This window comes from Kitasatospora sp. NPDC059803, assembly GCF_042732255.1.
In the GTDB taxonomy this organism is placed as follows: Bacteria; Actinomycetota; Actinomycetes; order Streptomycetales; family Streptomycetaceae; genus Kitasatospora.
This window is the reverse complement of record NZ_JBHWIJ010000120.1, coordinates 4302-23405: the sequence shown is the minus strand read 5'-3', so window position 1 is coordinate 23405 and position 19104 is coordinate 4302. Positions and strand designations below refer to the sequence as shown.

Annotated in this window: 16 protein-coding genes; 10 read left to right on the top strand and 6 right to left on the bottom strand. The window is 75.0% G+C overall.

What is annotated here, in order from left to right; translation table 11 throughout:
• Positions 1-36: 36 nt before the first annotated feature.
• From ACFV6I_RS20255 to ACFV6I_RS20235, 5 genes are all read left to right on the top strand, one after another.
• Positions 37-606: a glycosyltransferase family 4 protein gene (locus tag ACFV6I_RS20255; protein ID WP_380426729.1), complete on the top strand. Its 570-nt coding sequence runs from the start codon at positions 37-39 to the stop codon at positions 604-606.
• A 206-nt stretch (positions 607-812) separates the two neighbouring features.
• Positions 813-1262 carry a large conductance mechanosensitive channel protein MscL gene (gene mscL, locus ACFV6I_RS20250; RefSeq protein WP_063350160.1) on the top strand — a complete coding sequence of 150 codons (450 nt, stop codon included), beginning with the start codon at positions 813-815 and terminating at the stop codon, positions 1260-1262.
• 345 nt (positions 1263-1607) lie between these two features.
• The gene (locus tag ACFV6I_RS20245) at positions 1608-2417 is read left to right on the top strand and encodes a DUF6643 family protein (protein WP_063350159.1); all 810 of its coding nucleotides are present in this window, start codon (positions 1608-1610) and stop codon (positions 2415-2417) included.
• Between the two features lie 199 nt (positions 2418-2616).
• A complete protein-coding gene (locus tag ACFV6I_RS20240) occupies positions 2617-3495 on the top strand; it encodes an MOSC domain-containing protein (RefSeq protein WP_380426727.1) in 879 nt (292 codons plus the stop codon).
• A gap of 246 nt (positions 3496-3741) precedes the next feature.
• Entirely contained in the window at positions 3742-6183 is a 2442-nt protein-coding gene (locus tag ACFV6I_RS20235) for a right-handed parallel beta-helix repeat-containing protein (protein WP_380379310.1), read from the top strand.
• Between the two features lie 205 nt (positions 6184-6388).
• Here the strand turns inward: ACFV6I_RS20235 and ACFV6I_RS20230 are convergent, their stop codons facing one another.
• Both ACFV6I_RS20230 and ACFV6I_RS20225 read right to left on the bottom strand, forming a co-directional pair.
• The gene (locus ACFV6I_RS20230) at positions 6389-7588 is read right to left on the bottom strand and encodes a PLP-dependent cysteine synthase family protein (protein WP_380426725.1); all 1200 of its coding nucleotides are present in this window, start codon (positions 7586-7588) and stop codon (positions 6389-6391) included.
• 143 nt (positions 7589-7731) lie between these two features.
• Positions 7732-9009 carry an ROK family protein gene (locus ACFV6I_RS20225; RefSeq protein ID WP_079136045.1) on the bottom strand — a complete coding sequence of 426 codons (1278 nt, stop codon included), beginning with the start codon at positions 9007-9009 and terminating at the stop codon, positions 7732-7734.
• A 17-nt stretch (positions 9010-9026) separates the two neighbouring features.
• Between ACFV6I_RS20225 and ACFV6I_RS20220 the strand changes: the two genes are divergently transcribed.
• Both ACFV6I_RS20220 and ACFV6I_RS20215 read left to right on the top strand, forming a co-directional pair.
• Positions 9027-10298, top strand: a complete 1272-nt coding sequence (locus ACFV6I_RS20220; RefSeq protein WP_380426723.1) for an MFS transporter — start codon at positions 9027-9029, stop codon at positions 10296-10298.
• Between the two features lie 161 nt (positions 10299-10459).
• The gene (locus ACFV6I_RS20215; protein WP_380426721.1) at positions 10460-11041 is read left to right on the top strand and encodes a HutD family protein; all 582 of its coding nucleotides are present in this window, start codon (positions 10460-10462) and stop codon (positions 11039-11041) included.
• A gap of 94 nt (positions 11042-11135) precedes the next feature.
• On the opposite strand, the gene ACFV6I_RS20210 is transcribed toward ACFV6I_RS20215, so the two are convergent.
• Positions 11136-12041, bottom strand: a complete 906-nt coding sequence (locus ACFV6I_RS20210) for an esterase/lipase family protein (protein WP_380426731.1) — start codon at positions 12039-12041, stop codon at positions 11136-11138.
• A gap of 201 nt (positions 12042-12242) precedes the next feature.
• On the opposite strand from ACFV6I_RS20210, the gene ACFV6I_RS20205 reads away from it, so the two are divergent.
• Positions 12243-13739: a PucR family transcriptional regulator gene (locus ACFV6I_RS20205; RefSeq protein ID WP_380426719.1), complete on the top strand. Its 1497-nt coding sequence runs from the start codon at positions 12243-12245 to the stop codon at positions 13737-13739.
• A 45-nt stretch (positions 13740-13784) separates the two neighbouring features.
• On the opposite strand, the gene ACFV6I_RS20200 is transcribed toward ACFV6I_RS20205, so the two are convergent.
• Positions 13785-14540 carry an acyltransferase gene (locus tag ACFV6I_RS20200; RefSeq protein ID WP_380379322.1) on the bottom strand — a complete coding sequence of 252 codons (756 nt, stop codon included), beginning with the start codon at positions 14538-14540 and terminating at the stop codon, positions 13785-13787.
• Between the two features lie 168 nt (positions 14541-14708).
• On the opposite strand from ACFV6I_RS20200, the gene ACFV6I_RS20195 reads away from it, so the two are divergent.
• Complete coding sequence (locus tag ACFV6I_RS20195; protein WP_380426717.1) at positions 14709-15470, top strand: maleylpyruvate isomerase family mycothiol-dependent enzyme; 762 nt, start codon at positions 14709-14711, stop codon at positions 15468-15470.
• A gap of 80 nt (positions 15471-15550) precedes the next feature.
• Here the strand turns inward: ACFV6I_RS20195 and ACFV6I_RS20190 are convergent, their stop codons facing one another.
• Together ACFV6I_RS20190 and ACFV6I_RS20185 are read right to left on the bottom strand one after the other, a co-directional pair.
• Positions 15551-16324, bottom strand: a complete 774-nt coding sequence (locus ACFV6I_RS20190) for an enoyl-CoA hydratase family protein (protein WP_063350153.1) — start codon at positions 16322-16324, stop codon at positions 15551-15553.
• A 170-nt stretch (positions 16325-16494) separates the two neighbouring features.
• Positions 16495-17916, bottom strand: coding sequence for an MFS transporter (locus ACFV6I_RS20185; protein ID WP_380426715.1), 1422 nt, complete (start codon positions 17914-17916; stop codon positions 16495-16497).
• A gap of 120 nt (positions 17917-18036) precedes the next feature.
• Here ACFV6I_RS20185 and ACFV6I_RS20180 point away from each other — a divergent pair.
• The coding region (locus ACFV6I_RS20180) for an ArsR/SmtB family transcription factor (protein ID WP_380426713.1) at positions 18037-19104 on the top strand (1068 nt) is incomplete at its 3' end.

The window sequence follows — 19104 nt, the reverse complement described above, 5'->3', positions numbered from 1 at the left end:
GTTTATATACCCCCCGCATAGGGGCGGCCGCGTCTGTTGTTTATCCCCCCCGGGGCGCTGGCCGGGCCGGGGGGGCGGCCCGCCCCCGCCCACCCCCACCGGAAGGGCCTGGACGTGCTGTTGACGGCCTGGCCGGCGATCCGGCGCGCGCAGCCCGGGGCCGTCCTGCTGCTCGCCGGCGCGGCGGGCCCGGAGAGCGCACGGCTGCGGGCGCTCGCCGAGTCCGCCGGGAGCGTCCGCCTGCTCGGGCCGCGCGAGGACGTGGCCGACCTGATGGCCGCTGCCGACGTGCTCGCCGTGCCGTCCCGCTGGGCGGGCCAGGGCGGCACGGCGATCGAGGCGATGGGCGTCGGGGTGCCGCTGGTCTGCGCGGACGTGCCGGCGTTGCGCGAGACGGTCGGCTCGGAGGACTACGCCCGGCTGGTGGCGCCGGAGCGGCCGGCCGAACTGGCGGCGGCGGTCGTCGACACGCTGGACGACCGGGCGGCGGCGCGGGTGCGGGCGAAGGCCGCGCGGGCACGGTTCCTGGCCTCGTTCACGCTGTCCCAGGTGTCCGCGCACATGGTCGAGTTCTACGAGCGCGCGCTGCGGGTGCGGCCGCTCTGACCCCTGCGACCCGGCGGCGGCCGGATCGACCCGTACGCGGAGCGCCCGGGCTGCGCCCGGACCCGGCCGGCGCGTCCTGCGGCCGGTTACGCGGATCGGGTGAACGCGGTTGGACCTCGGCCCGGCCCGGTCGGCAGGATGTCCGGCCGGGGCGACCGTCGCGCTGCCTCACCTCCCCCTTCCCCGTACGGATTTGGAGTCACCCGGTGTTCAAGGGATTCCGCAGCTTCCTGCTGCGCGGAAACGTGGTGGACCTCGCAGTCGGCATCGTGATCGGCGCGGCCTTCACCGCCGTGGTCACCGGGTTCGTCACCGCCTTCCTCACCCCGCTCATCGGGGTCGCCACCGGCGCCGTCGGCGACTTCACCCAGAAGACCTTCGAGGTGGCCGGCACCCGGTTCCCGTACGGGGTCTTCGTCAACGCGCTGATCGGGTTCGTGCTGGTCGCCGCGGTGATCTACTTCGCCGTGGTGCTTCCGGTCGGCAGGCTGCAGGCGCGCTTCGAGTCGGCCAAGCCGGCGCCGGTCGTGAAGGTCGACTGCCCGGAGTGCCTGAGCCCGATTCCGGCCGCGGCGACCCGCTGTTCCTTCTGCACCTCGGAGGTCGCGGGCCGGCCGGGCCTCCCGGCGCAGGCGCAGGCGTTGCAGGCGAGCTGACCACGGGCCCGAGGCCGCTGACGGGGACTTTATTCCCGAAACATTCACGAGCCCTCGTCGGACCGTCGGCGGGGGCTCGAATGCGCCGGCGCACGCCCTGTCCGCAAAAGTTTCTCCGGCGGGCCCCGAACCGTCCACCGCCCGGTCACCGCAAGGGTTCGCCGCGCCGCCGTCCGGGTACTGTTCGATCACTGACGGCACGCCAAGGTTGTCCGGAACTGAACGCCGGTATGTCCGTTCTTCCTACTTTCGAAACCTTTGTGCGAGCGAAGACTGTGTAAACAGTCGAACTGCTCCCCCTCCCGCTCTCCTCAGCAGGCGCGTTGTGGGCTTACCGTATGCCCCATGACCTCGCCCCGCTCCTACGACGGAGTCGGCTACCCCTCTCCGTCCTTCTCCTCCGGCACGCCGATCTACGACAGCCTCGTGGCTGAGCGCGGCGTCCCCCAGATCGCACCCATCAACGTGCCGGCGGCCCTTCCGCCGGCCATGTCGTCCGGTTACGGGGCCAGCGCCGGCCCGTCCTACGAGAACCGGTACGGCAACGGGTACGAGAGCGCCGGCAGCAACCTCCCCGCGCTGCCGCCCGCCCGCCTCGCCCTGGGCCCCGGCCCGAGCAGCGGCCCCTCCGCCGGTCCCGCCACGGCGTACATCCCCGCGCAGCCCGCGCCGGCGTACGCCTCCGCGCCCCAGCCGCCCGTCCCCGGCTACGGCGCCCCCCAGCAGTACCAGCGGCCGCAGCCCGCCGCACCGGCCTTCGCGCAGACCGCCAGCGGCGGCTACCAGCCGACCGGCGGCCAGAGCTTCGGCGGCCAGAACACCTTCATCGGCGGCCAGGGCGGCCAGCAGTCCTTCGGCGCGCAGCCGATCGGCGGTCCGGGCGCGTTCGGCCCCGGGCAGCCGGGCGGCCAGCCGCAGGGCGGTCCGCAGAGCCTCGGCGGCCAGCAGTCCTTCGGCGGCCCCGGCCAGGCCGGCCCCGGCTTCCAGGGCCAGGGCGGCGACCAGGGCTTCGGCGGCGCCCAGCTGCGCCCGGCCATGGCGCCGGTCCGCCCGATGCAGCCGCAGCGCCCGGGCCCGTACGGCGAGCCCGGCCACAACGCCTACAACGCGGGGGGCCAGCAGGGCGGCTACCAGCAGCAGGGCCAGGGCTACTGAGCCACTGACCTCCAGGGCCGGACCCCACCCGGCCCGCACCCGCACCACCTGAGCACCACCCGGCGCGCTCCCCGCGCCGGGCGTACGGAGAAACGGGTCATCCACGGACCGCCCGGAACGCCCCCCACGGCGTCCCGGGCGGTCCGTGCGCGTACGGGGGTCCTGCGGACCGCCGGGAACCGGCTGGCAGGATGGGGGAATGCAGCTCACCGGACTCCACGTCTACCCCGTCAAGTCCATGTACCGCCTGAGCCCCGACACCGCCGCCGTCGAACCCTGGGGCCTGGCCGGAGACCGCCGCTGGATGCTCGCCGACACCACCGGACGCTTCGTCAGCCAGCGCGAGAACGCCGCCCTCGGCCAGATCCGGCCCGACCTGCTCCCCGACGGCGCGCTCTCCCTCACCGCCCCCGACGGCTCCCGGATCGAGGTCCCCGCGCCCGCCGTCGCAGCCGGCGACCCGCTCGCCGAGGTCGAGGTCTGGGGCACCCGCTTCCGCGCCGCCGAGGCCGCCAAGGAAGCGCACCGGTGGATCGCCGAACACCTCGGCGACTACCGCCTGGTCCACCTGGACGACCCGCACGCCCGACCGGCCGACCCCGACTACGCCGAGCCCGGCACCACCGTCTCGATGGCCGACGGCTTCCCCCTGCTGCTCACCACCACCGCCTCGCTGGAGCGGCTCAACGAACTGATCGCCGCCGAGCACCCCGACGGCCACGAGCCGCTGCCGATGGAGCGCTTCCGCCCCAACGCCGTGGTGGGCGGCGCCGAGCCATGGGCCGAGGACGGCTGGCGCCGGATCCGGATCGGCGACCTCACCTTCAAGGTCGTCAAGCCCTGCGGCCGCTGCGTCATCACCACCACCGACCAGGAGAGCGGCGAGCGGCGCGGCCCCGAACCGCTGCGCACCCTGGCCCGGCACCACCGGCTGCTGAAGAAGGCCGCGTTCGGGCAGAACCTGATCCCGGAGCGGCCGGCCTGCACCACCGGCGACGTGCTCGGCACGCTGCGCGTCGGCGACCGGGTCGAGGTCCTGGAGGACGGGGCGCAGTGGCCCGCCGACGCGCGGGGGTGAACCGGCGGCGCTCCGGTTCACCGGCTCCCCCCGCCGCCGCCCCCGCGGCGCGTCCCCGTCTCGGAACCACAGGTGTGCGCGCTCGTTGAACATGTGGTCGGAACCTGTGGCGAAGGCGCGAGCCCCCGGTGCCCGCGCGACCGCGGCCGACCGGACCACCCATGGAGGCGCGCTACGGTGGGCGGGCGGCCCGCGCGTACGGCCCGTTGAACGCCGGCTCGACGAAGGTGGGGACGACAGACCGTCATGGCAGAGCACAGGGTCCGGGTCACCCAGGACAGCGCATCCCGCTGGCGCCGCCGCGCAGGCGAGTACGACACCCTCGCGGAGGCCCTCGCGGCCGCCGAACCGGGCGACACCGTGACCGTCCGGCCGGGGACGTTCCGGGAGAACGTACTGCTGGACAAGCCCGTGACGATCGTCCCGGCCCAGGGCCCGGGCACCGTCCGGATCGACCCGCCGTCCGGAGTGGCGCTGACCGTCACCGCCGACGCCATCGTCCGCGACCTCGTCGTCGAAGGCGGCGACAGCTCCACCCCGGCCGTCCTGATCACCGGGCCGCAGACCGCACCCTCGCTCAGCGGCTGCCGGATCGAGACCCGCTCCGCCACCGGCATCGAGATCACCGACGGTGCCCGGCCCACCCTGCGCGGCTGCGTCGTCGCCAACCCGGCCGGACTCGGGCTGCGCCTGCGCGGCCCCGGCACCGCCGCCGCCCTGGAGGACTGCGAGGTCGCCGCCGCCGGGCAGGCCGGACTCGCCGTCCTCGGCGGCGCCACCGCCGCCCTCGACCGCTGCCGGGTCCACCACGCCGTCGGCGCCGGCGTCCTACTCTCCGACCCGGGCAGCGCCGCCGAACTGACCGGCTGCGAGATCTACGAGATCCGCGGCAGCGGCGTCCAGGCCGAATCGCAGGCCCGCGGGCGGCTCGTCGACTGCGAGATCCACCGGGTCACCGGCAACGGCCTGACCCTGGACGGCGAGGCCGAACTCGTCCTCACCGGCTGCCGGGTGCACGACCTGCCGGAGAACGGCGCCGACCTGCGCGGCCGCTCCCGGCTCAGCCTCAACCACAGCACCGTCCGGGACTTCGGGCGCGGGGCGCTCTCGGTCTGGGACCAGGGCACCGAGGCCGTCGCCGAGTCCTGCCAGATCCACGGCTCCACCGGCGAGTACCCGGCACTGTGGGTCAGCGACGGCGCCCGGCTCACCCTCACCGACTGCTCGCTGTACGACCTGCCGGACGCACTGTTCGTCCTCGACCGGGACTCCGCCGCCACCGCCGCGGACTGCTCCTTCAGCCGGATCCGCAGCTCGGCGGTCTCGGTCAGCGGCGGCGCGGCGGTGACCCTCACCGGCTGCCGGGTCCAGGAGGCCGGCACCGGCCTGTGGTTCCGCGACCACGGCAGCGGCGGCCTGCTCACCGGCTGCGAGATCTCCGACGTGGCCACCGGGGTGATCGTCACCAAGGGCGCCGACCCGGTGCTGCGCGACTGCACCGTCCGGGCCAGCACCGACGCCGGCGTGTACGTCTCGGCGCAGGGGCGGGGCACCTTCGAGGACTGCCGGGTCTCGCACGGCAAGGGCTTCGGCTTCCACATCATCGACGGCTGCCGCACCCAACTGACCCGCTGCCGGGCCGAGCAGAACGAGCGGGCCGGCTTCGAGTTCTCCGAGCCCGGGCCGGTCGCCGAGGGCTGCACCTCGGACGACGTCGCACCGGCCGCCGGTGCGGCCGAGGTGCCGGGCCCGCGGGCCGCCCAACTGGCCTCCACCAGCACCCCGTTGGCCGGGAGGGCCGGGAAGGCCGGGGTGGCCGGCACCGCCGCCGCGTCGGCCGCCACCTCGGCGATCGCCCCGATCCCGGACTGCCGGCCCGCCGACGAGGCGCTCGCCGAACTGGACGCGCTGGTCGGGCTGGCCACCGTCAAGCAGGAGGTGCGCACACTCATCGACCTGATCTCGGTCGGCAAGCGCCGCCGCCAGGCCGGGCTCAAGGCGCCCTCGCTGCGCCGGCACCTGGTCTTCACCGGCGCCCCCGGCACCGGCAAGACCACCGTCGCCCGGCTCTACGGCGAGATCCTCGCCTCACTCGGGGTGCTCCAGCGCGGACACCTGGTCGAGGTGGCCCGGGTCGACCTGGTCGGTGAGCACATCGGCTCCACCGCGATCCGCACCGCCGCCGCCTTCGACCGCGCGCGCGGCGGGGTGCTCTTCATCGACGAGGCGTACGCGCTCGCCCCCGAGGACGGCGCGCGCGACTTCGGGCGGGAGGCCATCGACACCCTGGTCAAGCTGATGGAGGACCACCGGGACGAAGTGGTCGTCATCGTGGCCGGCTACACCCTGGAGATGGAACGCTTCCTCTCCGCCAACCCCGGTGTCTCGTCCCGCTTCTCACGCACCGTCACCTTTCCCGACTACACGGCGGACGAGCTGCTGGAGATCGCCCGGGCCCAGTGCGCCGAGCACGAGTACGCGCTCGCCGAGGCGACCGAGGGCGTACTGCTGGACCACTTCGCCCGACTGGAGCGCGGCCCCAACTTCGGCAACGGGCGCACTGCGCGGCAGGTCTTCGAGACCATGGTCGAGCGGCACGCGATGCGGGTCGCCCACCTCGCGGACCCCTCGACGGAGGAGCTCCAACTCCTCGTCCCGGCCGACCTACCGGGCGCACCGCTGCCCTGACGCCGGGGGCTCGGCACTGTGACGTCGGGCGGGGAGGGCGGCGAGGGCGGCGAACAGATAACAGAGTCTGAAATCTGTTATCTGTTCGCCGTTATCTGTTCGCTGTTATCTGTTCGCTGTCATTTGTTCGCGGTCATTTGTTCACCGCCGCCGCCAACGCGAGCGGGTGGGCAGGCGGGCGAGCGGGCAGCCGGCGACCTCGGCGTCAGCCCGTCCAGGCGCCGCCGGCGAGGAAGGACTCCAGCACGGCCCGGTACGGCACGATGTCGATCCGCTCGCCGGCCAGCCAGTCGTCCGAGTAGTACTTGTCCAGGTAGCGGTCGCCCGGGTCGCAGATCAGACCGACCACGCTGCCCCGCCGCCCCGCCGCCCGCATCTCGGCGACGATCTTCAGCGCGCTCCACAGCCCCGTCCCGGTGGACGCCCCCGCCTTCTTCCCGAGCACCTGCTCCAGCACCCGCACGGCGGCGATGGAGGCGGCGTCCGGCACCTTCATCATCCGGTCGATCGCCCCCGGGACGAAGCTCGGCTCCATCCGGGGCCGTCCGATGCCCTCGATCCGCGAGCCCCGCTCGCAGACGGCGTCCGGGTCGTGGTGCACCCAGCCGTCGAAGAAACAGGAGTTCTCCGGATCGGCGACGCAGATCCGGGTGTCGTACTGCATGTAGTGCACGTACCGGGCGATGGTCGCCGAGGTGCCGCCCGTCCCGGCGGTGGCGACGATCCAGGCCGGCTCGGGGTGCGGCTCCAGGCGCAGCTGGGCGAAGACCGACTCGGCGATGTTGTTGTTGCCGCGCCAGTCGGTGGCCCGCTCGGCGTAGGTGAACTGGTCCATGTAGTGCCCGCCGGTGCTCTCGGCGAGCCGGGCGGAGGCCTCGTACACCTCGTCCGAGCGGTCGACCAGGTGGCACTCGCCGCCGTGGAACTCGATCAGGTCGATCTTGGCCTGGCTGGTGCTCTTGGCCATGACCGCGATGAACGGCACCCCGACGAGCTGCGCGAAGTACGCCTCCGAGACGGCGGTGGAGCCGCTGGAGGCCTCGATCACCGGCTTGCCGGGGCGGATCCAGCCGTTGCAGAGCCCGTGGAGGAAGAGCGAGCGGGCGAGGCGGTGCTTGAGCGAGCCGGTCGGGTGGGTGGACTCGTCCTTGAGGTAGAGGTCGATCCCCCACTCGCCCGGCAGCGGGAAGCGCAACAGGTGGGTGTCGGCGGAGCGGTTGGCGTCGGCCTGGACCTTGCGCACCGCCTCCTTGAGCCAGGCGCGGTACTGCGGGTCGGTCCGGTCGACATCGACGGTCGGCTCGATGCCGGTAGTCGGCGCGGCGTCGACGGTCGGCTCGACGCTCGCGGTCGGCTCGATGCCGCTCGCTCCACCGGACTGGGTCCCGCCGGGTTGGGTGCTCATGGCCACTCTCCCTCGTTACGACCCCCCACTGCTCACTACGAGTGTAGGAGAGTCACGATAAGTGACCGTTTTCGCAGTCCCAGCTTCCGCTTATCGCCCCTGGTCCGACCTGTCGCCCCCCAGCCCGACGCCCGGCCCCGGGTTCAGCCCGCCGTCACCGACTGCGGGTCCGCCAGGTACGGCCCCCAGCCCAGCTCCGCCGCACCCGCGAGCGCACCGTGCGCCAGCTCCGCGCCGACGATCGGCACCCGCCCGCTGCGCCCCCACAGGCTGCGCTCGGCGACCACCGCGCGCAGCCGCTCGGGCGCGGCCTCCAGCAGGTCGAGGTGGAGCCCGCTGAGGACCACCCGGTCCGGGTTGAGGATGTTGGCGACGCCCGCGAGTCCGAGCCCGAGCCGGTCGATGACGTGTTCCACGGCGGCCCGCGCGCGATCGTCGGTGGCGGCCGCCCGGCACAGTTCGCGCGCCTGGTCGAGCAGCGGGCGCCCCGGTTCGGGGGTGAGCCCGGCGGCGGCGAACAGTGCGTCGGGGTCGGTCTCGGAGTTCAGGCAGCCCCGGTTGCCGCACGGGCAGAGCCGGCCCTGCGGGTCGACGGTGAGGTGGCCGACCTCCAGGGCCAGCCCGGCGCTGCCGGTGTGCAGGTGGCCGTCGATCACCAGCGCACCGCCGACGCCGCGGTGGCCGGAGGTGACGAGGAGCAGGTGACGGGCACCGCGCCCGGCACCGTGCCGGTACTCGGCGAGCGCGGCGAGGTTGGCGTCGTTGGCGAGGGCGGTGGGCAGTGGCCGACGGGCGCCGGGGCCGTGGTCGGCGCGGCCCACCTCGACGTCGTACAGGTCGGCGACCGGGGTGCCGCTGGGCCAGGCGAAGTGCAGTGCGGCGAGCGCGGCGCCGTCGGGTTCGGTGACCGGGTTGGGCAGGGCGAGCGCGGCGCCGAGGCAGCGCCGGCTGGTCGCGCGGGCGAGTTCGGCGCCCGCCTCGGCGACGGCGCGCAGCATCCGGACGGGGTCGGTGGCGGCGGGCAGCGGCAGGTGGACGGGCGGGTCGAGCAGGCCGCCGAGGCCGGCCAGGGTGACGCTCAGTCCGTCGGCGTGGATCTGCCCCGCGACCACGACCGGGCCCTGCGGGTCGATCGCGAGCCGGTGCGAGGGGCGTCCGCGTCCGCCGCCGGCCGGGCGCGAGTCGACGGTGATCAGCCCGAGCGCCTCCAGTTCGGCCGTGACGGCCCCGGCGGTGGCCCGGGTGACGTCCAGCGCGCGGGTGAGCGCCGAGCGGGTGGGCGTCTGTCCGGTGTGGATGAGCGAGAGCGCGGGGCCGAGCAGCGTCCGACCGCGATCGGGGGCCGCGCGGCGGTGGGCGTCGCGCTGCGCTTCGAGGTCGGTTCCGGAACCTGGTCGCGGACTTGAAGGTGAGAGCTGCACGCCCCTATTGTGACTTTGTGCCGCTTCGAAACAAAATCCGCCCGCGTCCTCGACCCGACCAGACCTCCCCCCAGTCTCTCAGCACACCCCCCGGCACGGACAGCCCCTGGGGCTCGGCGCGGCTCGCACTCACCGCGTTCTTCGCCGTCGACGGCTTCCTCTTCGCCGCCTGGGTGGTCCGTATCCCGGACATCCGCAGCCAGGTCAACGCCTCGCACAGCGCCCTCGGGCTGGCCCTGCTCTGCCTGTCGATCGGCGCCGTCCTCACCATGCCGCTCGTCGGGCGGCTGTGCCTGCGGTACGGCTCGCGCCCGGTGACCGTCGGCTCGCTCGCCCTGCTCAGCCTCGCCGTCCCGCTGCCCGCACACGCCCACTCGGTCACCGCGCTCGGCGGCGTGCTGCTGCTCTTCGGCGCCGGGTACGGCGGCGCCAACGTCGCGATGAACAGCGCAGCCGTCGACCTGGTGGCGCAGCTGCGACGGCCCGTCATGCCGAGCTTCCACGCCGGGTACAGCCTCGGCGGTCTGCTCGGCGCGGGCCTCGGCGGGCTCCTCGCCGGTGCGCTGAGCACCGCCTGGGCGCTCGCGCTCGGCGGTCTGCTCGGCCTCGCCGTCACCGCCGCCGCGGGCGTCGTCCTGCTGCGCAGCCCGGCCGCGCCGCTGGTCGCGCCCGGCCGCACGGGCGACGGCGACGCCATCGGCGACGACGCGAACGGCCACGGCACCCGCGCCACGGCCGGCCGCGCCGCCCCGCACCTGCGGCTGCTCGTCCTGCTGCTCGGCCTCACCGCGCTGTGCACCGCGTACGGCGAAGGCGCGATCGCCGACTGGACCACCCTCCACCTCACCGACGACGTCCACGCCAGCCCCGGGACGGCCGCCGCCGGGTACGCCGCGTACGCCTTCGCCATGACCAGCGGACGGGTCGGCGGCACCTGGCTGTCCATCCGGCTCGGCCAGACCCGGCTGATGCTGCTCGGCGGCCTGACCGCGGCGGCCGGCATGCTGGTCGCCGCCCTCGCCCCGGTGGTGCCGCTGGCCGTCTGCGGGTTCGTCCTGGTCGGCCTCGGCCTCGCCAACCTCTTCCCCCTCGCGATCGCCCGGGCCGGTGCGGCGGGCGGCCCGCAGGGCGTCGCGTTCGCCTCGACGCTCGGGTACGGCGGCATGCTGATCGGCCCGGTGGTGATCGGCTTCCTCGCCGACGCGGCGGGGCTGCCGATGGCCCTGACCACCGTCGCGGTGGCGGCCACGGCGGCGGCGCTCCTGCCGCTGGCCGTCCGTCGGCGCTGACCGTCCGTCGGCGCTGACCGTCCATCGGCGTTGGCCGTCCGTCGGCGCTGACGGGAGCACCCGGGTCGTCGGCACGGCCGGTGTCCGACCGTCCCCACCGCCGACGGCCCCGGGCGACGCCCGACGCGGCCGCGCGCGGAGGTGGTGGCAGGATGCGGGCCATGACGAGCAGCGGACGGATCCAGGTACTGCGGGCGGCCGAGCGCCCGGCCACGGCGTGGCTCAACGGGGGCGGGGTGACCAGGGAGGTCGCCGGTTTCCCCGTCGGGGCCGGGCTGGACGCCTTCGACTGGCGGGTCAGCCTCGCGGACGTCGCGTCGGCCGGGCCGTTCTCGCCGTTCCCCGGCGTCGACCGGGTGATCACCCTGGTCGAGGGCCCCGGCATGACGCTCACCGTCGACGGCGCCGAGCAGCTGGTCGACGCGCCCTTCCGCCCCTTCGCCTTCTCCGGTGACGCCGTGACGGACTGCCGGCTGTCGGCCGGCCCGGTGGTCGACTTCAACGTGATGACCCGTCGCGGCCGGGTCGCTGCCACCGTGGACGTGCTGACCGCACCGGCCGTCGTGGACGTCCCGCCGGGGGCGACCGTCCTGCTGGTCTGCCTCGCCGGTTCGGCCGCCGTCGACGGTGACACGGTGCTCGACCGCTACGACGCCGCCCTGCTGGAGGGGGCCGGTCCGCGCGAGGTGCTGGTCCGGGCCAGCGGGGTCACCGCCGTGGTCACGCTCCGCCCGTCGCGCTGACGCCGAGGAACCGGGGCGCGCGGGCGCCCGGACACCGGAACGCCGCGGCCCGGGAGGGAGGCCTCCCGGGCCGCAGCGTTCCGGTGGGTGCGGCTCAGCCGCAGAACACCGGTGTGGCGTGCGCCGGATCCAGGGCGTTGGTCACCAGGTGCAGCGCCGTCGGCGAGAACGCGATCGCCACGTGCTCGGCGAGCGTGATCGGGCAGTGGTTCTGCAGCACCTCGTTGTCGACGGCCGGGCCGGTCAGGAACTGGGTCCGCCACGGGGTGACGACCTCGTCGTACACGGTCGAGATCACCGTGTAGCTCACGCCCGGCACGGTGTCCGGGCGGGAGGCCATCGTGCGGTTGAAGTCGGAGCCCACCGCCTGGTCGCGGCAGGCCTGGCAGACGGTGAAGATCAGGTCCGCGACGCCGGGGAAGTACGGCACGAGCTTGGTGATCCCGTCGAGCGTCGTGCCGTGGTTGGACGGCGCCAGGCCGACCAGCCGGCCGACCTTCGCGGCCCCGCCGAGGAACTTCAGGTAGTAGTTCGGCAGCATGCCGCCCTGCGAGTGCCCGACGATGTCGACCTTGGCCGCGCCGGTGGCCTTCAGCACCAGGTCGACGAACCGCCCGAGTTGGGCGGCCGACTCGGGCACCGGGCCCAGGCCGCCGATCGGCAGCAGCAGGCCGCTGCCGCTGGAGGTGATGCCCGGGATGGTGCCGTAGTCGAGCGCGAAGACGCAGTACCCGAGGCCCTTCAGCAGCGGGGAGAGCGCGAGCCAGTTCTCGTAGCGGTTGGCGAAGGTGCCGTGCACGAGGACCACCGGATCGGGGTGGGCGGCGCTCGGGCGGCAGTTCCAGTCGTTGGCGCCGGGCGGCGAGGCCACCGAGTCACCGTCGGGCGGAAGTTCGGCGGCGGCGGAGGTGGCGGCAGCGCTGAGGGAGCGGGCGGCGGCGGGCGCGGCGGAGGGGGACGTCGCGGCGCTCGCCGGGGCGGCCGACGCGCCGGCCAGCAGCGCGCCCGCCAGCACGGTCGCGCCGATGGCCCCGCCGAGCCTGCGGCGCACGGGAGTTGCGGAGAAGCGGAGAAGTGGGGTTCTCAACTGTTGCCTCCACGGCGGAAGTTTGTTACCAACAGGTAACCCGAGTGGCTCCATCATGCGGTCGCCCCTCCGGCCCGGCCCTTGGGCGTTCCCCAGACCTGGACGGTGTTCTCTGTGACCGGTCACAACGCACCCGCCGCCTCGCCCGGCCGCTCACCCGACGCCACACCCCGCTCCGAGCCGCACTCCGCGCCCGCCTCCGTGCCCCCCTCCGCAGCCGACCGCACACCCGTCCGTACACCCGAGCCCACCGCCGTCCCCGACCACACCACCGTGCGCGCGCCCGACCACACCGCCGACCGCACGCCCGGCTGGCGCGTCCCGGTGATCGGCGGCCGACCGGCCGACCAACGACTCCTGGGCGGTGTACGCCAGTTGGCCGAGAGCGTGGTCGCCGCCCTGCTGGACCGCGTGCCGGTGTACCACCGCCTGCCCCGCGAACAGCTCACCGGCGAACTCACCCGCGACACCGAGCGCCGGATCCGCGCCCTGGCCCACGCCGTCCGCACCGGACTCCCCGCCCCCGACGAGGAGTTCGCCGCCGTCCGGGAGGCCGCCGCCCGCCGCGCCGAGGAGGGCCTGCCGCTGGACGCCGTCCTGCTCGCCCACCACCTCGGGCTGGAGGTCTGCTGGGAGTTCGTCACCCGGCACGCCCGCGACGGCGACGCCGCCGACCTGCTCGTCCTCAACCGGCTGCTGCTCGACCAGCTCCGCCAGGCCACCACCGCCGCCGGCGCCGGCTACCTCGACGAACGCCGCCCGACCGGCGACCGGCGCGGCGCCGCCCGGCAGTCGCTGCTCACCGCACTGCTCACCGCACTGCTCGCCGGCACCCCGGCGGACGAGGCCGCCGCCCGGGCCGGGCTCCAACTGCCGCCCCGGTACGCCGTCCTGTGCCTGGCCGTCGCCGACCACCCCGACGAGCACGCCCCCGGCGTCGACCCGGGCATCGCCGGCCGCCGCAAGCTCCGCCGGCTAGTCGCCGAATTCGACCACCGGACGCGGCAGTCGGCGATCACCGCGCTCACCCCCTCGGGCGGCCTCGTGCTCGTCCCGCTCGGGCCGCCCCCGGAGGCCCGGCCGGAGCCCCGGCCGGAGCGAGCGTCCGGGCGCCCCGGCACGCCCGCCGAACTCCCGTGGCAGCACCTCGCCGCCACCGTCGCCGCGGCCGCCCGGGCCGGAGGCGTCCCCGTCCTGGCCGCGGCGGCGGCTGCCGCACCCTGCGAGGTGCCGGGCGCGGCCGCGCTCGCGTACGAAGTCCTGGACGTGGCCCGCGCGTTCGACCGTCCACCCGGCCTGTACCGGCTCGACGACGTCCTGCTCGAATACCAGCTCACCCGCCCCAGCCAGGCCCGCTCCCGGCTCGCCGCACTGCTCGAACCACTGGCCGACGGCGGCGAGTTGCTCACCACCCTGCGCACCCACCTGGCCGGCGGGCTCAACCGGCGGCACACCGCGGGCGCCCTGCACCTGCACCCGAACACCGTCGACTACCGGCTGCGCCGGATCGCCGCCCTCACCGGCCTCGACCCCGCCCGCCCCGCCGACGTCCTGCGGATCACCGCCGCCATCGCCGCCCGCGCCGCCGAACAGGCCCCCGCAGTCCGATAGCGACGTACCGGCACCCGCCCCACCGGGAACGGCGGCGCGGGTGCATCAGCCCTGCTCCCCCGGCAACCGCAGGTCCCACCCCACCAGGGCCCGCAGTTGCTCCGCCGTCACGCCGTCCGGCACCGGCTGGGGTGCGTCGTGGCGCAGCGGCGGCTGCCAGCCCTCCTCGGCCGTCCAACGGCGGACCACCTTGGCCGGCGCCCCGGCCACCACGCTGTGGTCGGGCACCTCGCCGCGCACCACCGCGCCCGCCGCGACCACCACGTTGCGGCCGATCCGGGCCCCCGGCAGGATCACCGCGCCGGTGCCGATCCAGCTCCCGGCACCGATCTCCACCGGTTCGTTGCGCGGCCACTGCTTGCCGATCGGCAGGTCGGTGGACCGGTACTCGTGCGCCTGGTCGGAGATGTAGACGCCGGGCCCGGTCCACACGTCGTCGCCGAGGACGATCGACTGGTGGCCCACGATGTGGCTGTCCCGGCCGATCACACAGCCGCCGCCGATCCGTACGATCGGCTCGGGCCCGAGGTCGAGGCCGGGCAGGAAACCGGCGCTGATGGTGACCCGCTCGCCGATGATCGAGAACGGCCCGATGGTGATCCACTGCTCGTTGAAGACCGCGCCGAGCGGGAACGCCAGTGTCGTACCGTCGCCCAACTCGCCGAACCGGTACGGGCCCGGGCTCTGCCGGGTGACCGCACCGGTCCGCTGCACCCAGCGCCAGCCCCGGTGGACGAGGCGGCCGGCGGCACGGCGGCCACCGGCTCGGACCGCGGAGAGCAGCGAACGGGTTATCGGCATGCCCTCACGTTACCGGCCCGTAGGGTCCGGCCGGCCGCCGGGCGGTCAACATCACACCGGCCCCGCACCCACCCTGGCCTGCGGCCTCCCACGGCCAGGCCCGGCCCTCCGCCCGGGCGGGTCCGAAAACCGCAACCGGCCGGCGGGCTCCGGTGCAACACTCCCCCCATGGAGATCACCGAACACATCGACGCCCTGCGCCGCGAGGGCACCCTGCTCGCCGAAGCGGCCGCCCGTACCGACCTCGCCGCCCCCGTGCCGACCTGCCCGGACTGGAGCCTCAACGACCTGCTGAGGCACGTCGGAAACGTCCACCGCTGGGCCGCCGCCTACCCCTCCCAGGGCCTGCCCGCGCCCCTCGACGAGGACGGCAGGCGGGCCGTGATCGGGCCGGCGCCGTCCGACGCGGCACTGCTCGACTGGTTCCGCGAAGGCCACGCCGCCCTGGTGGACACGCTCACCCGGGCCCCGGCCGACGTCGAGTGCTGGAGCTTCCTGCCGTCGCCCAGCCCGCTCGGGTTCTGGGCCCGCCGCCAGGCGCACGAGACCGCCGTCCACCGCGCCGACGCCGACGCGGCGGCCGGCACCGAGGGCCCCAGGGTGGACACCGCTCTCGCCCTCGACGGCATCGACGAACTGCTGAGCGGCTTCGTGGCCAGCAGCCGCTCCCGGCTGCGCAGCGAACGGACCCGCACCATCGGGGTCCGGAGCACCGACGGCCCCGGCTCCTGGCAGCTGACCATCACCCAGGAGCCGCCGACCATCGGCACGGGCGGCGCCGCCGAACCGGCCGACCTCACCCTCACCGGCCCCGCCCACGACCTGTACCTGCTGCTGTGGAACCGGCTCCCGGTCGGGTCCGCGCAGGTCGAACTCGCCGGCGACGAGGCGCTGCTCGAACTCTGGCGGACCAGCGCGGTCATCGGCTGAGGCCGCGCTGTACGTAGCGCGCCGCGGGTAGCGCGCCGCGCGCTGGGATCAGGGGCCGGGGGGGGTGGAGCGGCCCGGGGTCAGCGCACCCAGCGCGCGGGCCGCTTCTCCAGGAACGCCCGCATCCCCTCCTGCGCCTCCGCCGACCCGAACAGCCGCGCCGACAGCTCCACCAGCCCCTCCGCGTCCCGCTCGAAGGACCGCACCACCTCGGCGTTGGCCAGCCGCTTGGACTCCGCCAGCCCCTGCGGGGAGCCCTGGCGCAGCGCGTCCAGCAGGCCCTTCAACGCGACCCCGGTGTCCTCGGCGGACTCGGTGGCGCGGGTGATCAGGCCGATCCGGGCGGCCTCGGCGGCGTCGAAGACCTCACCGGTGAGGTAGTAGCGGGAGGCGGCGCGCGGGTCCAGCTTGGGGCGCAGCGGCAGCGAGATCACAGCGGGCGCGAGGCCGAGCCGGACCTCGGTGAACGCGAAGGTCGCGGCCGGCCCGGCGAGGGCGAGGTCCGCCGCGCCGATCAGGCCGAGGCCGCCGGCCCGGGCGTGCCCGTCGATCACGGCGATCACCGGCTTGGTGCAGTCGACGATCGCCCGCTGCAGCTCGACCAGGCCGCGCGGGCCGACCGTCGGGTCCGCGCCGGTCGCCTCGGACAGGTCCGCACCCGCGCAGAACACCTTGCCGGTGTGCCCGAGCACCACGGCCCGGACCTCCGGGTCGGCCGCGGCGACCGCCAGACCGGCGTGCAGCTCGGCCATCAGCCGGGTGGAGAGTGCGTTGCGGTTGTGCGGCGAGTCGAGGGTGATCGTGGTGACGGCGTCGGCGGTGGTGACGCGGACGAGGGGCTCTGCGCTGGTCATCGGCGGGGCCTGCCTTCCGGCTGAGGGTGGGTCGGACTGCCGCGCCGCCCCGGGTGCCCGGGCGACGCCCGGACGACTCTGGCACGCCCACCCACCCCTCGGCCAGAGCCAATCCTGCCCGAGGCGCTGATCGGGATCGAGGCCCTCGCGCTCGTCCGGGAGCAGCCGCGTCACCGAGCCTCGGCGCACCCTCCCCGTCGCCCGGCCCACCGGACGGCGGGGCCCATCGCCAGGCCCGCCGCCGCCAGCACCGCGCCCAGGACGGCCCAGCCGACCAGACCGAACCCGATCACGGCAGTGCTGACCAAGGCCGGACCGGCCATCATCGACGCCGCCGAACCCGCGTTGTACACGCCCTGGTAGGCGCCGTGGTCGCGCTCCCCCGCGAGGTCGTAGCTGAGCGCCCAGCCGCCGGCCTGGCCGAACACCTCGCCCAGCGACTGCAGCGCGATGCCGCCGAGCACCACCACGGCGGCGACGAGCGCGGGCAGGCCGTGCGCGAGGCCGACGACCAGGCACGAGGCGGCGAGCAGCAGCCCCCCGCGGCCGCAGAGCCGGGCTGCCGTCGCCCGGTCCTCCGTCCCCCGGGTGGCCCGCACCTGAAGGGCGATCACCAGCAGGGTGTTGACGATCAAGGTGCCCGCGACGGTGATCCGGGGCGCCTCGGTGTCATGGACGATCCACAGCGGCACGCCGACCTCCAGGACGGCGAACTGCAGGGCGAGGACCGCGTTCAGCACCGTCACGACCAGGAACGGGCCGTCCCGCAGCGCCGGATTGCGCCGCTTGCCCCGCCGGGCACCGCCGTCCCCCGGTTCCGCGGACGGCGCGACCGGGGCCGGGTGCGCGGGGGCAGGGAGGCGGTGGGCGGGGAGGCGGTGGAACAGCACGGCGACGACCACGAAGGAAGCGGCGTCGGCCAGAATCGCCGTCAGATAGGACGGTTTGGTGTCCACCTGGAGCGCGATCGCGCCGACGGCCGTCCCCAGGCAGATGCCCACGTTGGTCACCACCCGCAGGTAGGCCCGGCCCGCCACCCGGCGGTCGGACGGCAGCACCTCGGCGTAGAGCGCGTTCCGCACGGCGGCGGACCCGCGGTCGACGGCCGCGACCCCGCAGGCCAGCACCACGAAGGCCGGATAGCTGTGCACGAGCGTGTACCCGGCGGTGCCGACCGCCTGCACTGCGACCAGCACGACCAGCACCGGCCGGGCTCCCCAACGGTCGGCGGCCCGCCCGGCCGGCACGCTCGCGACGACGCCGCACAGGCCGGCGGCGGTCAGCCCGAGCCCCAGCTGGGCGGCACTCAGACCGAGCACCCGGGTGAAGAACAGCACCGCGACGGACAGGGACAGGCCGCTGCCGATCGTGTTGACCAGAGTGATCCCGGCCAGCCGCCGGACCATCGGGTCGGGGTGCAGCCGCCGTCGCACGACGCTGACGAGCCCGCCGCCGGCCTGCGGGTCTGCGGTGTCTGCGGTGTCTGCGGTGTCTGCGGTGCTTGCCGTGCTTGCCGTGCTTGCCGTGATGGCGGCGCCTCCGGGCATGGCGGGGTCGGGTCCGGACGTCTCCGCCGGCGAGGTGGTGGTCATGTGCTGATCACACCGCCGGACGGCCCGGGTCCGGTACTCCTTTAGGCTCTGGCTAAAACCAAGCGCCCCACGCGCCCCAGCCCCGGCACCCATGCGCCGCGCCGCAGGAGAGCACCCCCCGTGCACCGCTTCACGCTCGGCCTGGCCGACCTCGCCACCACCTGGTTCGCCGTCTCCCCGATCCAGGAGGCCTCGCTCAGCCTGCGCATGTGGACCCACCCCGGGGTCTACCAGCTCCAGACCCCGGCCTTCGAACGGCTCCGGCCCGCCTTCGAACGGCTGGACTCCACGCTGCTGCTGTCACTCATCGCCGGGAACCGCTGGATCCCCGACTTCCTGACGCCCCGCCCGGCCTCGCCCGCCGCCGACTTCCGCACCGAGCTGGCCACCGTCCGCGCGCTGCCGCCGGAGCAGCTGCGCCCCGAACTGGAGCAGGTCTTCCTGCCGCACGGGCGGCCCCTGCCCGCCGCGCTCGCCGCCGGACTGGCCGACCCGGCGCGGCTGTTGCAGCGGATCGCCGACGCGCTGGAGGAGTACTGGGAGGTCTGCCTCGCGCCGTCCTGGTGGCCGCAGGCCCGTGCGGTCCTGGACGCCGACCTGGTCTACCGGGCCCGGCTGCTCTCCCAGCACGGCGCAGCGGCGCTCTTCGCCGACCTGGACCACCGGCTGCACTGGGAGGACGGCGTCCTGTCGATCAACCGCCGATGGACGGACTGGGACGCGGAGACCGCCGTGGACGGCCGCGGCCTCGTCCTCATCCCGACCTTCTTCGCCCGCGGCGCGATCACGATGATCAGCAACGAGCGTGCGCCGCAGATCAGTTACCCGGCGCGCGGCCAGGCGGGCATGGCCGGACCGGGGACGCCGGTGCCGCCGCGGGCGCTGGAGGCGCTGGTCGGCGCGCCGAAGGCCCGACTGCTGGCCCTGCTCGTCGAACCCGCCTCCACCACCGACCTCGCCTACCGGCTGGGCGTCACCCCCGGCGCGGTCAGCCAGCACCTGTCCGTCCTCGCCGCCACCGGCCTGGTCACCCGGGCCCGGCACGGCCGCTCGGTGCTGTACCTGCGCAGCCCGCTCGGGGACGAGCTGACGGGGGGGGGGGGGGGGGGTGGTTGTGTGGTTTTTTTTGGGGGGGCGCAGCCAGCCGCTCAACGTCGAAGTCATCGACATGCCGACCGACAGCCTCTA

What these genes read in the sequence shown, in the direction of transcription:
- ACFV6I_RS20235 (WP_380379310.1), top strand. Translation starts at nt 3,742, where the DNA reads ATGGCAGAGCACAGGGTCCGGGTCACCCAGGACAGCGCATCCCGCTGG.
- ACFV6I_RS20195 (WP_380426717.1), top strand. Translation starts at nt 14,709, where the DNA reads ATGGAGATCACCGAACACATCGACGCCCTGCGCCGCGAGGGCACCCTG.
- ACFV6I_RS20215 (WP_380426721.1), top strand. Translation starts at nt 10,460, where the DNA reads ATGACGAGCAGCGGACGGATCCAGGTACTGCGGGCGGCCGAGCGCCCG.
- ACFV6I_RS20240 (WP_380426727.1), top strand. Translation starts at nt 2,617, where the DNA reads ATGCAGCTCACCGGACTCCACGTCTACCCCGTCAAGTCCATGTACCGC.
- ACFV6I_RS20230 (WP_380426725.1), bottom strand. Translation starts at nt 7,588, where the DNA reads ATGAGCACCCAACCCGGCGGGACCCAGTCCGGTGGAGCGAGCGGCATC.
- ACFV6I_RS20200 (WP_380379322.1), bottom strand. Translation starts at nt 14,540, where the DNA reads ATGCCGATAACCCGTTCGCTGCTCTCCGCGGTCCGAGCCGGTGGCCGC.
- ACFV6I_RS20185 (WP_380426715.1), bottom strand. Translation starts at nt 17,916, where the DNA reads ATGACCACCACCTCGCCGGCGGAGACGTCCGGACCCGACCCCGCCATG.
- ACFV6I_RS20245 (WP_063350159.1), top strand. Translation starts at nt 1,608, where the DNA reads ATGACCTCGCCCCGCTCCTACGACGGAGTCGGCTACCCCTCTCCGTCC.
- ACFV6I_RS20190 (WP_063350153.1), bottom strand. Translation starts at nt 16,324, where the DNA reads ATGACCAGCGCAGAGCCCCTCGTCCGCGTCACCACCGCCGACGCCGTC.